Genomic DNA, 13,752 nt, shown 5'->3' with positions numbered 1-13,752 from the left:
CATTGGCACGATAGTCATGTCAGAGCATGGGGACGGTCGGTGTCCTTCGACACCTCCCGTTCCGCACGCTCCAGCGTGGGAATGCCTTTCGTGACGCTCTGCGTCAGCTGTTACCGCATGGCATCAGCCGATCGTCATCAGGCTCGCATTGCCACCCGCCGCCGCAGTATTGACGCTCAAAGCCCGCTCGATCACCAGACGTTCCAGCGGCACGTTGGTTTCGCCGTGGGACAGGCCGTTGACGCCGACGATGGCACCGCTGCGTTGTGCGATCTGCTGGCAGATGGCGCGTAGCTGATCGGAGTCGCCGTGGTGCAGGACGGCGTCGATGGCGACTTCGTCCTTGGTCCAGTCAGGTATCAGTTTGATGCGTGCCTGCACGTCCTTTGGCAGACGGGCGCGGAGCGGTTTGCTGATGTCGGTTTCCGGCCACACCGCAGAGCCGCCCACAGCCAGGACCGCCGCCAGTTGAATCAGCAGGTCGTTCTCGTCGTCAGCCAGGCAAAGTACATGTTCACGCGGCAGGATCGCGTAGCTGTTGCGCTCGCCCGTCGGGCCCGCCAACTGGCGGGTGATGCCGCTTTGCGATTGCTCGGCGTATTGGCTGCACAGGGTGTCCAGATCAGTTTGCTGGTGGCTGGCAGCCCAGGCCTTCAGTGACTGCAGCGGCTTGCCCAGCACTTCACGCAGGCGCGTATCCGGTGCAGACAGCGCGTCGCTGCGGACGAACGATTTCTCGATGGCATCCTGCGGGCGCGTCGACAGCAGGCGATACAGGTAAAGGGGGCCACCGGCTTTGGGGCCGGTGCCGGACAGGCCTTCGCCGCCGAATGGCTGAACGCCCACCACTGCGCCGACGATGTTGCGGTTGACGTAGACGTTGCCGGCATGGACGTTATCGATGACCTTGGCGATCGTCTCGTCGATGCGGGTATGCACGCCCAGAGTCAGGCCATAACCGGACGCATTGATCTGGTCGATCAGCAGGCCAAGCTCCTTGCGCTTGTAACGCACCACGTGCAGTACCGGACCGAAGATTTCGCGTTGCAGCTCATCGAAGCTTTCCAGTTCGATCAAGGTTGGCATCACATAAGTGCCACGCTTGAGTTCGGCGCTGTCGGCGATGGCCACCTGATAGACCGTGCGGCCCTTGTCGCGCATGGCCTGGATGTGTTTTTCGATGCCCGCCTTGGCCTCTGCGTCGATCACCGGGCCGATGTCCACGGACAGGCGTTCCGGATTGCCGAGGCGGCTCTCGGCCATCGCGCCCTTGAGCATTTCGATGACGCGGTCGGCAGAGTCTTCCTGCAGGCACAGCACGCGCAGTGCCGAGCAACGTTGACCGGCGCTGTCGAATGCCGAAGACACTACGTCGATCACCACCTGTTCGGTCAGCGCCGACGAGTCGACAATCATCGCGTTCTGGCCACCGGTTTCGGCGATCAGCGGAATGGGGCGACCCTGTGAGTCCAGGCGACCCGCTACATTGCGTTGCAGCAGGCGGGCGACCTCGGTCGAGCCGGTAAACATGACGCCTTTGACACGTTCGTCGCCGACCAGCCCGGCACCTACGGTTTCGCCGCGTCCGGGCAGCAATTGCACCACGCCTTCCGGGATGCCCGCTTCAAGCAGCAGGCGCACGGCCTGTGCGGCGATCAGCGGTGTCTGCTCGGCAGGTTTGGCCAGCACCGGGTTACCTGCCGCCAATGCAGCTGCCACCTGGCCACTGAAAATCGCCAGCGGGAAGTTCCACGGGCTGATGCAGACCACCGGGCCCAACGGACGGTGACCGTCGTTGGTAAAGTCGTTGCGCGCCTGCACGGCGTAGTAGCGCAGGAAGTCCACGGCCTCGCGCACTTCGGCGATGGCGTTGGCGAAGGTTTTGCCCGCTTCACGGACCAGCAGGCCCATCAATGGCTGGATTTCAGCCTCCATCAAGTCAGCGGCACGCTCCAGAATCGCCGCGCGTTCGACAGGCGGAGTCGCCTGCCAGATCGGACCGGCGCTCAAGGCGCACTGGATGGCGTTATCGACGTCTTGTAGAGAGGCTTCCTGCACATGACCGACCACGTCACGCAGGTCCGATGGGTTCAAGGCAGCACTCAGCGTGCCTGCACTCGAGTGGCAGCCCAGCATCGGGGCAGCTTTCCAGTCGTTGTGCGCGGTCGCCAGCAGGGCTGAAGACAGCGAAGCCAGACGATGCTCGTTGGCCATGTCGATGCCGCTGGAGTTGGCGCGTTCGGTTCCGTACAGATCACGCGGCAGCGGAATGCGCGGGTGCGGCAGGCCGAAACCGCCTTCCTGTGTCGCCATGCGTTCGATCTGGCTGACCGGATCGGCCACCAGTTCCTGAATGGAGATCGAATGGTCGGCAATCCGGTTGACGAACGAGGTGTTGGCGCCGTTTTCCAGCAGGCGCCGAACCAGATAGGCCAGCAGCGTTTCATGAGTGCCGACCGGGGCGTACACGCGGCAAGGACGATTCAGTTTGCCGTCGGCGACTTTGCCCACGACCTGCTCATACAACGGCTCACCCATGCCATGCAGGCACTGGAACTCGTACTGGCCGGGGTAATAGTTCTGCCCGGCGATCTGGTAGATCGCCGCCAGGGTGTGGGCATTGTGCGTAGCGAATTGTGGATAGATGACTTCCGGTGCTGCCAGCAACTTGCGGGCGCAGGCGATGTACGACACGTCGGTGTACACCTTGCGTGTGTACACCGGATAGCCTTCCAGGCCTTCGACCTGGGCGCGCTTGATCTCACTGTCCCAGTACGCGCCCTTGACCAGACGGATCATCAGACGATGACGGCTGCGGCGCGCCAGGTCGATCACGTAATCGATTACATAAGGGCAGCGCTTCTGATAAGCCTGGATCACGAAACCGATGCCGTTCCAGCCGGTGAGCTGCGGTTCGAAACACAAGCGTTCGAGCAGATCCAGCGACAGCTCCAGGCGATCGGCTTCTTCGGCGTCGATGTTCAGGCCGATGTCGTATTGCTTGGCGAGCAGGGTCAGCGACAGCAGGCGCGGGTACAGTTCATCCATCACCCGCTCATACTGGGCGCGGCTGTAGCGTGGGTGCAGTGCCGAGAGCTTGATGGAAATCCCCGGACCTTCGTAGATGCCGCGACCGTGGGAGGCCTTGCCGATGGAGTGAATAGCCTGCTCGTAAGACGCCAGGTACTTCTGCGCATCATGTTCGGTGAGTGCCGCTTCACCCAGCATATCGTAGGAGTAACGGAAGCCCTTGGCTTCGAAGCGACTGGCATTGGCCAGAGCTTCGCCGATGGTTTCGCCAGTGACGAACTGCTCGCCCATCAGGCGCATGGCCATGTCGACGCCCTTGCGGATCATCGGTTCGCCGCTTTTACCGATGATGCGGCTCAGCGAGGACGTAAGGCCCGCCTCATTGTGAGTGGCAACCAGCCTGCCGGTAAGTAGCAAACCCCAGGTGGCGGCGTTGACGAACAGCGACGGGCTGTTGCCCAGGTGCGGCTGCCAGTTGCCGTTGCTGATCTTGTCGCGAATCAGGGCATCGCGGGTGCCCTTGTCCGGAATACGCAGCAGTGCTTCGGCCAGGCACATCAGCGCGACGCCCTCCTGAGAGGACAGTGAAAACTCCTGCAACAGGCCTTGAACGATGCCCGCGCGACCGCCAGCACTTTTCTGGTTACGCAGTTTCTCCGCAATCGACGCGGCCATCTTGTTGGTGGCTTCGGCAACAGGTGCGCTCAGGCGGGCCTGCTCCAACAGCATCGGCACCACTTCCTGCTCGGGGCGACGGTAGGCCGAAGTGATGGCTGCACGTAATACGGACTGCGGTTGAATGCTCTCGGCAAAATCCAGAAAGCATTGCAGTCCTGCATCCTCCACCAGCTCGCCGCGGTCTTCGTTGTCCTTGCCGGCAACGCCGTTGAGCTCCAGCAGGGTTGCACCACTCTCGAGCTTTTCCAGGTAATTGAAAATCGCCTGCTTGATCAACCAGTGCGGGGTGCGGTCGATGGAGTTGGCTGCGGCTTTCAAACGCTCGCGGGTCGGGTCGTCAAGTTTGACGCCCAGAGTGGTGGTGGCCATGTGTTGTCCTCTTTATAGCCACGCGGAGGTGGCATCGGCTTTGGCGCAGATTAGCGTCGCGACGGGGTAGGGTGCAACCGGGTGCAACCTGATTTGGAGAATATTTCATGAGGTTCCCGGCGAGTGGTTGATAAAAACGACTCTGCGCTCAATGCTGGTGCGCGTTTTTTTGTAAATTGAACTGAAAGCGCCCTAAAATGGCGCGTAAATGCGCGTGCGCCGGGTTTTTTGTAACAGGTACAACTTGCGCGATGAAATGGGTTGCACCTTGTTTGCTTTGTTTAATAGGATTCGTTCCTGCGGTGCAACCGCCAGTCATTGATTGCCGATCCTTGCGGAGCGATCAGTCAACGCGGTGTCGGGTGCAAAAGCAGGGATGGGCCGGATATCGGTCGCTATTCCCTTTGGCATCGGGTGCCAACATAAAAATAATGCCAAGGCAGAACTCATGAGTGTCAGCAACCCTACCTTGATCACGTTCGTGATCTATATAGCGGCAATGGTATTGATCGGCCTGATGGCCTATCGCTCTACCAATAACCTTTCGGACTACATTCTTGGCGGACGCAGCCTCGGCAGCGTGGTCACCGCCCTTTCAGCAGGTGCCTCTGACATGAGCGGCTGGCTGTTGATGGGTTTGCCCGGTGCCATCTATATGTCCGGCCTGTCGGAGAGCTGGATCGCCATCGGTCTTATCATCGGCGCCTACCTGAACTGGCTGTTCGTGGCCGGCCGTCTGCGTGTGCAGACAGAGCACAACGGCGACGCACTGACCCTGCCGGATTACTTCAGCAGCCGTTTCGAAGACAACAGTGGCCTGCTGCGCATCATCTCGGCCATCGTGATTCTGGTGTTCTTCACCATCTATTGCGCTTCGGGCATCGTCGCGGGGGCGCGTCTGTTTGAAAGCACCTTCGGCATGTCCTACGAAACTGCCCTGTGGGCCGGTGCTGCGGCGACCATTGCCTACACCTTCGTCGGTGGTTTCCTGGCGGTGAGCTGGACAGACACCGTGCAGGCCACGCTGATGATCTTCGCGCTGATCCTTACGCCGATCATCGTTCTATTGGCAACGGGCGGCGTCGATACCACCTTCCTGGCGATTGAAGCGAAAGATCCGACCAGCTTCGACATGTTCAAGAACACGACTTTCATCGGCATCATTTCCCTGCTTGGCTGGGGCTTGGGCTATTTCGGTCAGCCACATATCCTGGCGCGCTTCATGGCAGCCGATTCGGTCAAGTCGATTGCCAGTGCCCGACGCATTTCCATGGCCTGGATGATCCTCTGCCTGGGCGGCACCGTGGCGGTGGGTTTCTTCGGCATCGCCTATTTCTCGGCGCACCCGGAGGTTGCCGGGCCGGTGACTGAAAACCCGGAACGGGTATTCATCGAGCTGGCCAAGCTGCTGTTCAATCCCTGGGTTGCAGGCGTGCTGCTGTCGGCCATTCTGGCTGCGGTCATGAGTACGCTGAGCTGCCAGTTGCTGGTGTGCTCCAGTGCGTTGACCGAGGACTTCTACAAGGCTTACCTGCGCAAAGGCGCTTCGCAGGTCGAACTGGTCTGGGTCGGTCGAGCAATGGTATTGCTGATCGCGATCATCGCCATTCTGCTGGCGGCCAATCCTGAAAACCGCGTGCTGGGCCTGGTGAGTTACGCCTGGGCCGGTTTCGGTGCAGCCTTTGGCCCTGTAGTGCTGATTTCGGTGCTGTGGAAGGGCATGACCCGCAACGGCGCTCTGGCCGGGGTGATTGTCGGGGCGGCGACCGTGGTGCTCTGGAAACAGTTCAGTACGATGGGACTGTATGAAATCATCCCGGGCTTCATCCTTGCCAGCATCGCCATCGTGGTATTCAGCCTGATCGGCAAGCCTGCTTCTGCGTCCATGCAGACGCGTTTCCTGGCAGCCGAGCAGGATTTCAAAGCCAACCGCTGAGAGGTCTGACTGAAACACAAACGGCCCGTTCTTCCTGGTGAAGTGCGGGCCGTTTTGTGTATGGGCAGGGAGCAGCGTGTCAATCAGCTCTGGTTGTGATCGATGTCCAGGTTGTAGAACGTCGCCTTGCCGCCTTCCGAGGTGTAGCCAGTATTGTCCTGGGTATACACCCCCGCCTTGAAGTACAGGGGCTTGTCCCGCCAGGTCTCGCTGATGCGCGTGCTCCAGTCCTTATCCTTGGCGCTGACGGACAGTTTTCCGCCCTTGCTCAGGTGAATGACGTAATTGAATGTCTCATTCAGCTTCACCCCTTCTGCGATGGTGTAAACCTTGCTTTCGTCATCGTCATAGCGGTTGCGGACTTTTGCAACGATATCGCCGGTCTTGGTGTCTTCCTTGTATTGAAACTCGACTTTCAGAAGCGGCTCTGTGCTCTCGTAGGCGTGTATTTGTCCGATGACAACCTTGCCTGTGGAGGGCACCTGGTCGACTTCCAGTTTGGCATTCAGATAGTTGTCGGCATCCGGATATACCCAATTGTGCAGCGAACCATCGGCCCACGTTTCGCGAAGTTCGCTACGGGAATATTTTGCGTTCTCGGTTTTACTGCCGGTAACGGGCGACCAGAACACAATGGAGTCGGTTTTTGATTTGAAATATTTACCGTCATAGCCTTTTACTAACTGAGCGGTTTCGATGGTCTTGGGGGGTGACCCCACCGGGATGCTGAGATTCCACGATCCAAGATCTACCATTATGTCTCCGTCCGTAAATGTCTTTGTATCGCTCATAGAAAAAGCCTCTGGCGCGAGACTTCAGCCGACTTTTATACGGCTTGTAGGACAATTTGTTAATAAAAAAATGTCGAACGGATGGCGTCAAAGTGCTGTCACTTCTTCTGCAGGGCAGAGCCTGCAAGGGGTGTAGAGAATGACCGTTAGTCGGCTAGATCGAACTTTGACAGTAGGGAAGAGGCGCCTTGCTTCTGCTTTTGGCAAGACGAGGCTAGAGTTATTCCAAAGTATGACGGTCGTCCTGAGTCTCAGGCGTCATGCCCACACAGAGAAGCAGCATGGAACGCGTGCCAACCCAGCCAGATGATGGCTCTTCAGTTTTACTTGTTGTAGACGATTACCCGGAAAATCTGGTGACGATGTGCGCTGTTCTGCAAAGAACGGACTGGCACATCGTGACGGCAAGTTCCGGAATCGAAGCATTGACGGTACTTCTCGAGCAGGAAGTCGACCTGGTTTTGCTGGATGTGCAGATGCCGGGCATGGACGGTTTCGAGGTCGCGCGACTGATGCGCGGCAGTCAGCGCACCCGCCTTACGCCGATTATTTTTCTCACCGCCAATGAGCAGACCCAGGACGCGGTACAGAAGGGCTATGCGAATGGTGCGACGGATTATCTGTTCAAGCCCTTCGACCCGAATGTGCTCAAGCCCAAGGTACAGACCCTGCTGGAACAGCAGCGCAATCGCCGTGCGCTGCAACAGCTTTCGCTGGAGCTGGAATCGGCTCGTGCGTTTAACGCGTCGGTGCTTGCAAATGTCGCCGAAGGCATTCTGGTCGTTGATGAAACAGGCACTATCAGCTTCGCCAACCCGGCCATCTGTCAGTTACTGAACACCACCGTCGATCACCTTCGCGGCACCCAGGTGCTGGACTACATCATCGAACCGAAGGTGGGCAACTGGCTGGATTCGGGTTTCTACCAGCACTATCGCAAGGCCGATACCTATCGGGCGCATGACGCCATTCTGCGTACCGCGCAAGGCACGCAGCTGCCGGTTGCGCTGTCCTGCGCGGCGCTGCCTGCTGAACAGAAAGCGATGGTGTTGACGGTTCTCGATATGTCGGTGGTCCGTGATCTTTATCAGCAACTTGAAAAACAGGCCGTTACCGATGCCTTGACAGGTCTGCTCAATCGCCGGGGGCTTTACCAGGCGGTTGAAAGCATGCTGTTGCGCAATGAGCGGGCTGATAAGTATCTGGTCGTGCTGTTCATGGACCTGGATGGTTTCAAGCAGATCAACGACGCGCTGGGCCATGAAGCGGGTGATCAGGTATTGCTCTGGGTCGCCGAGCAGTTCAAGGACAGCATGCGCCCCTATGATGTGCTGGCGCGCATCGGCGGCGACGAGTTCACGGTGGTGATCGACGGGCTGGATTACCCTGAGCAGGCGGCCAAGATCGCCGAAAAGCTCATTGAGCGGGTGTCCGGCAGACGCCAGGTCGACGGTGTCGATATCACCCTGGGTGCCAGTGTCGGCATTGCGACTTTTCCGGACTGCGGCTCGAATCTGGACGGTTTGCTGCGCGCGGCAGATATCGCCATGTACGAGGCCAAGCGTGCGGGGCGGCAGCAATACCGGTTCTATGATCAGAACATGAACGGGCGCGCCCGCTCGCGACTGATGCTTGAGGAAAGCGTACGCACGGCCATCGACGGCAAGGATTTTTCGGTGGTGTACCAGCCTCAGATCCATGTGGCGGATGGTCGCTTGCGTGGGTTTGAGGCCTTGCTGCGCTGGCAGCATCCTGCAGTCGGAGAGGTCCCGCCGGCGCTGTTCATTCCGCTGCTGGAGGAGACTAGGCTGATCAACCGGCTCGGCAGCTGGATCTTTGATCAGGGCGCCGAGCAGCGTCAGGCGTGGAGCCGGATCTTTGCGCCCGACACGGTGCTGAGTGTCTGCGTCAGTCCCACACAATTCTGTCTGCCCAATCTGGCCTCGGAATTGAAACGCGCGATGGATCGCTTCGAACTGAAGCCGGGGCAGATCGAGGTGGAAATCACCGAAACCGCGCTGGTGAACAACCTTTCGCACAGCCATAAACAGCTGAAGTTGTTGCATGACGTCGGCGTGCGCATTGCGCTCGATGACTTTGGTACGGGCGAATGCTCGCTGTCGCACCTGCGCAATCTTCAACTCGACACCTTGAAGCTGGACAGGCGTTTTGTGGCCAACATCGTCGGATCAAAGCGCGAGGCGGCGATGGCCAGCAGTATTATCGACCTGAGCCGCAACCTCGATATGCTGGTGATTGCCGAAGGCGTCGAGACGGCCGAGCAATATCAATGGCTGGCCGACAACGGCTGTCAGGTCATACAGGGGTTCTTGATCGCTCATCCAATGGTGCCGGAAGATGCGTTGCGCTTTCCCGGACACTTTGACGTGGCGGGCTTGAGGCAGAACAGATTGTTGTAGAATGACGTCTTTCGATCTCATGCAAAGGCCCCATGACTGCATCCCGCCATGCTCCGCTCAAATACCTGCAGGCCTATCCGCAGGCGCTGCAGGATCAGGTGCAGCAACTGATTGCCGAGGGTCGCCTGGCGGATTATCTGCAGCAGCGCTACCCCGCGCGTCATCAGATCCAGAGCGACAAGGCCCTGTACGCCTATGCGCTGGCGCTCAAGCAGGATCACCTGCGCAACGCGCCAGCCATCAAGAAGGTTCTTTTCGATAATCGTCTCGACCTGACGCATCGCGCGCTGGGTCTGCACACCAAGATATCCAGAGTACAGGGCGGCAAGCTCAAGGCCAGTAACGAGATTCGTGTGGCCGCGCTGTTCAAGGAAGCGCCGCCGGAGTTTCTGAAAATGATCGTCGTGCACGAGCTGGCGCACTTTCGTGAGTCAGACCACAACAAGGCGTTCTACCAGTTGTGCGAGCACATGTTGCCCGGTTATCACCAGCTGGAATTCGATTTGCGCGTGTACCTGACGTACCGCGATCTGCAGGCCGCATGAGCGCCATGCTGAGCCAGGCACTGAAAAAGGATTCGACGATGCAGATCAGCAAGACCAAAAGCAGTTTCTATCGCCGCCTGTACGTGGCGTATCTGATCGACTCACAGATCGCCAGCAGTGTCCCTGAGCTGATGGCGGCAACCGGCATGCCTCGTCGTACTGCTCAGGACACGATCAGTGCGCTGGCCGATCTGGACATTGTGTGTGACTTCGAGCAGCTCGAAGGCGGCCGCAATCACGCCGGCAGCTACCGGATCCGTGACTGGGGCGCCGTTGACAAGAATTGGATTGCCGACAATCTGCCGCGCATCAAGGCCGTGCTGGAGTATCCCTGAGCGGTGTTCAGTCCAGATCGCGACGCATGCCGATATGCGGGATGTCGTCTTCCAGGTAGACCTCGCCCACCGGATTGAAGCCATAGCGGCTGTAATAGCCCTGCAGGTGCGCCTGTGCCGATAGATAGATGGGTTGGTCGGGCCATTTGCGTTCGGCGTTTTCCAGAGCTTGTTCCATCAGTTCATGGCCGATGCCCCTGCTGCGGATCGAAGGCGCTGTCACCACCCGGCCGATGGTCACGTCGCCGCCTTGCTGAATGGGGTCAAGCAGACGCAGGTAGGCGACCAGCTTGTCTTCCTGCCAGGCCATCAGGTGGCAGGTGTCGCCCGTCAGGTCCTGTCCGTCGACGTCCAGATACACGCATTGCTGCTCGACCACAAACACCTCGGCACGCAGTTGCAGCACGGCATAGAGTTGCTCGATGCTCAGCTCGGTGTGATGTTTGCAGATCCATTTGATAGACATGTCGCAGACTCGCAGGGAAACCAGAAGCGAAGTCTAAACGTATCCGGCGACATTCCCAATAAACGCCGTCAACGATGTGAATGTTGCGTTGGGTGAGCATGTTGCCTGCCCGGCTTGTCTACTGCCTGCTTCAGGTCTTCAATTAAAAACTGCAGGCGCTCTCACGGACGAGCGCTTTACTGCCGATAGGATTAAATCGGGCACGCCGCCCCTTTCAGGAACCTGAGCATGTCGCAGTTGCTTCGAGCGGTGGGGTTGCTGGTCGTTCTGCTGATGGCGCACGCCAATGCAGCGGAGAAGCTGCGTCTGGTCGCCGACCCCTGGCCACCGTTTACCGACGCGCTGCTGCTCAACGGCGGGCTGGCAACCGATATCGTCAATACCGCGCTGCGCCGTGCCGGGTACACCACGCTGTATGAGCAAGTGCCGTGGGCACGCGCGATGCTGGGCTTGAGCCAAGGGCGTCATGATGTGCTGATCAATGCCTGGTTCAGCGAGGAACGTACGAAAATTGGCCAGTTTTCTGCGGAATATCTGCTCAATCGGGTGCGCCTCATCAAACGCAGGGAGTCGACCATTGGCACGCTGACCCATGAGCAGTTGCACAAGTACATGATCGCGGTGGTGCGCGGTTACGCTTATTCGCCTGCGTTTGACAGCGACACCCTGTTGCAGAAAGTCCCTGTGCAAAACTTCTCCACTGCCATACGCATGCTTGCCGCCGAGCGTGTCGACCTGACCCTGGAGGACGAATACGTAGCCCGCTATAACCTGGCGATGGAACCGGACGAGGTTCGTGACCGGGTCGAGTTTCTACCGGGTTCGTTGAGCGAGAACAGCCTGCATATTCTGGTCAGCCTGAAAAATCCCCACCACGAAAAGATCGTCGCTGACTTCGATCGCGAAATTGCCGCCATGAAAGCGGACGGTACCTACGATGAATTGCTCAGACTGCATGGGTTGCAGGCGCCTCCGGAGCTTTGATCAAGTGCGCGGCGAGGGTGCGCAGCGGTGCCAGTTGGCGGCAGATCAGTGCCAGTTGGGCTTGCACCAGCCGCTGACTTTCATCCATGTCTTCGGGCAGTTGCTCAAGTTGCGCGGCCAGCCCTTCCTCGGCATCGCTCTGTACCGCAACAGGTTTCTTCTCGGCAAGCCCTGCGGCGATTTCGTCGATGCTGGCGGCCAGTGTGGCACCGACGTTATCGATCAGGTGTTCGCGGACATCACTCGGCAACTGCGTATCACGGTGCGCGCCGAGGCCTGAGAGGTAGCTGAGCAGCGTGTGTGACAGCACCAGAAAGCGGAAGCCGACGTCGGCCTCCTTGCGGAAATGACCGGGCTCCATGAGCATGTTCGCCAGCGTGGTCGACAGCGCTGCGTCGGCGTTGTGGGCATTGCGCCGCGCCAGCCGGTAGGCCAGGTCGTCACTCTTGCCCTTGGCATACTGTTGCATGATCTGCCGCAGGTAGATGCTGTTGCAGGTCAGGGTATTGGCCAGCACCTTGTTCAGGCGCCGCCCCTGCCAGTCGGGAAGAAACAGGAATACTGCGAGACCGGCGATAAGGCTGCCCAGCAACGTATCGAACAGCCGGGGCAGGAACAGGCCGTAACCGTCGCCGACCTGGTTGAAACAGAACAGCACCATCACCGTGATGGCGGCAGTCGACAGGGTGTAGCGCGTGGTCCGATTGACGAAGAACACCACACCGGCCAGCACCGCGCACATCGATTGCAGAATCGGGCTGGTAACCAGATCGAACAGCACCCAGCCGACCGTCAGGCCAATCGCGGTGCCGATGATCCGCTGGCCGAGCTTGAGCCGGGTGGCGCCGTAGCTGGGCTGGCAGACGAATACCGTGGTCAGGATGATCCAGTAGCCCTGTGACGGGTGAATCAGGTGCACCATTGCGTAGCCGATGGTCAACGCCAGCGGCAGGCGCAGGGCGTGACGAAACAGCAGCGAGGTCGGGGTCATCTGCAGGCGCAGGCGCGTCCAGACATCCTTGAGGTTGCGCGGCGAGCGGTCCAGCAGGCTGCTGTCGGTGGCGTCGGCCACGGCGTCCGGGTTGCTGGCATCGCTGATCAGACGGTCCAGGGTACCGAGGTTGGCGGCCAGCGCACGCAGCGAACGCAGCAGGCCACGCCACGCAGGGTTGCTCTGGATGCGCAGATGCTCGAGGGACGCGTGCAAATCTTCCATGGCTTCGGCGAAGCTTGGGTCATACACGAACGGCTGACGCAGCTGGATGGATTCCGACAGCGCCTGACAGGCAACCCCCTGTTGCCGTAGCAGGCGCTGACAGCGGAACAGTACGTCGCTGTGGAAAAACGCATCGGCCAGTGAGTTGTAGGGGTAATGCGACGAGCTGGCGCGCTCGTGGATGTCCTGAGCGATGAAGTACAGCTTCAGGTAGCGGCTGACTTTGGAGCCGGGGCGACCGCTGCCGACGCGGTGCAGGATGATTTCCTTGGTGGAGTTCAGCGCGGCGACCACTTTGCCGTTCTGCTGCGCCAGTTCCAGACGACGAGCCTCCACGTTGAGCGTACGAATCGGTTCGAACAGGGTCGACTTGAGTTTCAGGTACTGGCCCAGCTCACGAAACAGCCGCGCCAGCGCCTGTTGCACCGGCTGGTTGGAAAACAGCATCTGCCACAGCACCGACAGCAGGCCGTACCAGGCAGCGCCCGCCACCAGCAGCATCGGTTCATGCCAGAAGTCCAGTACTTCACCGCCACGCTGATCGACGCCGATCATGGTGTAGACCGAAAGGATCAACGTGCCGTAGGCAATCGCGCCATAGCGTTCACCCAGCGCGCCCAGCATGGTCAGGCAGAAGCTGGCCAGCGCCAGTGAACAGACAAACAGAATGGGGTAGGGGAAGAGCAATTCGACAGCCAGGGCGGCGATGCTGAAACACACCAGGGTCACGGCCAGGGCATTGAGTCGGCCTTGCCAGCTGTCATCGGTCTCGGCCAGGGCGCAGGCGATAATCCCCAGAAACAGCGGGATCAGTAACGCCATTTCGTTCTGATACCAGCACAGCGCCATGCTGCCGGTCAGTGCGATAAAGACTCGAACGCTATAGCTGAATTTATCCAGCGCCCACAATCGACGGAATGTATGACGGAGAGATTTCGATGCCATGGGTCAGCTGACGGCCTTGTTCACAATTGATCGATCG

General features: G+C 59.3%; 10 protein-coding genes. 5 read left to right on the top strand and 5 right to left on the bottom strand.

Features of this window, described 5'->3' with window-relative positions:
* Window positions 1-123: 123 nt before the first annotated feature.
* Both putA and BLR20_RS27810 read right to left on the bottom strand, forming a co-directional pair.
* Complete coding sequence (gene putA, locus BLR20_RS15645) at window positions 124-4,077, bottom strand: trifunctional transcriptional regulator/proline dehydrogenase/L-glutamate gamma-semialdehyde dehydrogenase (protein ID WP_054994346.1); 3,954 nt, start codon at window positions 4,075-4,077, stop codon at window positions 124-126.
* Window positions 4,078-4,225: 148 nt separating this feature from the next.
* Window positions 4,226-4,396 carry a hypothetical protein gene (locus BLR20_RS27810; RefSeq protein WP_156357972.1) on the bottom strand — a complete coding sequence of 57 codons (171 nt, stop codon included), beginning with the start codon at window positions 4,394-4,396 and terminating at the stop codon, window positions 4,226-4,228.
* 129 nt (window positions 4,397-4,525) lie between these two features.
* On the opposite strand from BLR20_RS27810, the gene putP reads away from it, so the two are divergent.
* A complete protein-coding gene (gene putP / locus BLR20_RS15640) occupies window positions 4,526-6,013 on the top strand; it encodes a sodium/proline symporter PutP (RefSeq protein WP_010440098.1) in 1,488 nt (495 codons plus the stop codon).
* Window positions 6,014-6,096: 83 nt separating this feature from the next.
* Here putP and BLR20_RS15635 read toward each other — a convergent pair whose 3' ends face one another.
* On the bottom strand, window positions 6,097-6,768 hold the full coding sequence (locus tag BLR20_RS15635) for a polysaccharide lyase family 7 protein (RefSeq protein ID WP_010440102.1): 672 nt from the start codon (window positions 6,766-6,768) through the stop codon (window positions 6,097-6,099).
* A gap of 317 nt (window positions 6,769-7,085) precedes the next feature.
* On the opposite strand from BLR20_RS15635, the gene BLR20_RS15630 reads away from it, so the two are divergent.
* From BLR20_RS15630 to BLR20_RS15620, 3 genes are read left to right on the top strand one after another with little or no spacing between them, the layout of a single operon-like run.
* Entirely contained in the window at window positions 7,086-9,224 is a 2,139-nt protein-coding gene (locus tag BLR20_RS15630; protein ID WP_054994347.1) for a two-component system response regulator, read from the top strand.
* A 32-nt stretch (window positions 9,225-9,256) separates the two neighbouring features.
* The gene (locus BLR20_RS15625; protein ID WP_032615474.1) at window positions 9,257-9,769 is read left to right on the top strand and encodes a M48 metallopeptidase family protein; all 513 of its coding nucleotides are present in this window, start codon (window positions 9,257-9,259) and stop codon (window positions 9,767-9,769) included.
* A 38-nt stretch (window positions 9,770-9,807) separates the two neighbouring features.
* Window positions 9,808-10,104: a winged helix-turn-helix domain-containing protein gene (locus tag BLR20_RS15620; protein ID WP_032615510.1), complete on the top strand. Its 297-nt coding sequence runs from the start codon at window positions 9,808-9,810 to the stop codon at window positions 10,102-10,104.
* A gap of 7 nt (window positions 10,105-10,111) precedes the next feature.
* Here BLR20_RS15620 and BLR20_RS15615 read toward each other — a convergent pair whose 3' ends face one another.
* Window positions 10,112-10,570 carry a GNAT family N-acetyltransferase gene (locus BLR20_RS15615; protein ID WP_003305636.1) on the bottom strand — a complete coding sequence of 153 codons (459 nt, stop codon included), beginning with the start codon at window positions 10,568-10,570 and terminating at the stop codon, window positions 10,112-10,114.
* 228 nt (window positions 10,571-10,798) lie between these two features.
* Between BLR20_RS15615 and BLR20_RS15610 the strand changes: the two genes are divergently transcribed.
* A complete protein-coding gene (locus BLR20_RS15610; RefSeq protein WP_032615471.1) occupies window positions 10,799-11,554 on the top strand; it encodes a substrate-binding periplasmic protein in 756 nt (251 codons plus the stop codon).
* Here BLR20_RS15610 and yccS read toward each other — a convergent pair.
* The gene (gene yccS, locus BLR20_RS15605) at window positions 11,517-13,715 is read right to left on the bottom strand and encodes a YccS family putative transporter (RefSeq protein ID WP_054994348.1); all 2,199 of its coding nucleotides are present in this window, start codon (window positions 13,713-13,715) and stop codon (window positions 11,517-11,519) included. The two genes, BLR20_RS15610 and yccS, sit on opposite strands and share 38 nt — an antisense overlap.
* Between the last annotated feature and the right edge of the window lie 37 nt (window positions 13,716-13,752).

Source organism: Pseudomonas congelans (assembly GCF_900103225.1).
Lineage (GTDB): Bacteria > Pseudomonadota > Gammaproteobacteria > Pseudomonadales > Pseudomonadaceae > Aquipseudomonas > Aquipseudomonas congelans.
The sequence above is the reverse complement of the archived record's forward strand: the minus strand, read 5'-3'. Positions and strand labels throughout refer to the sequence as shown.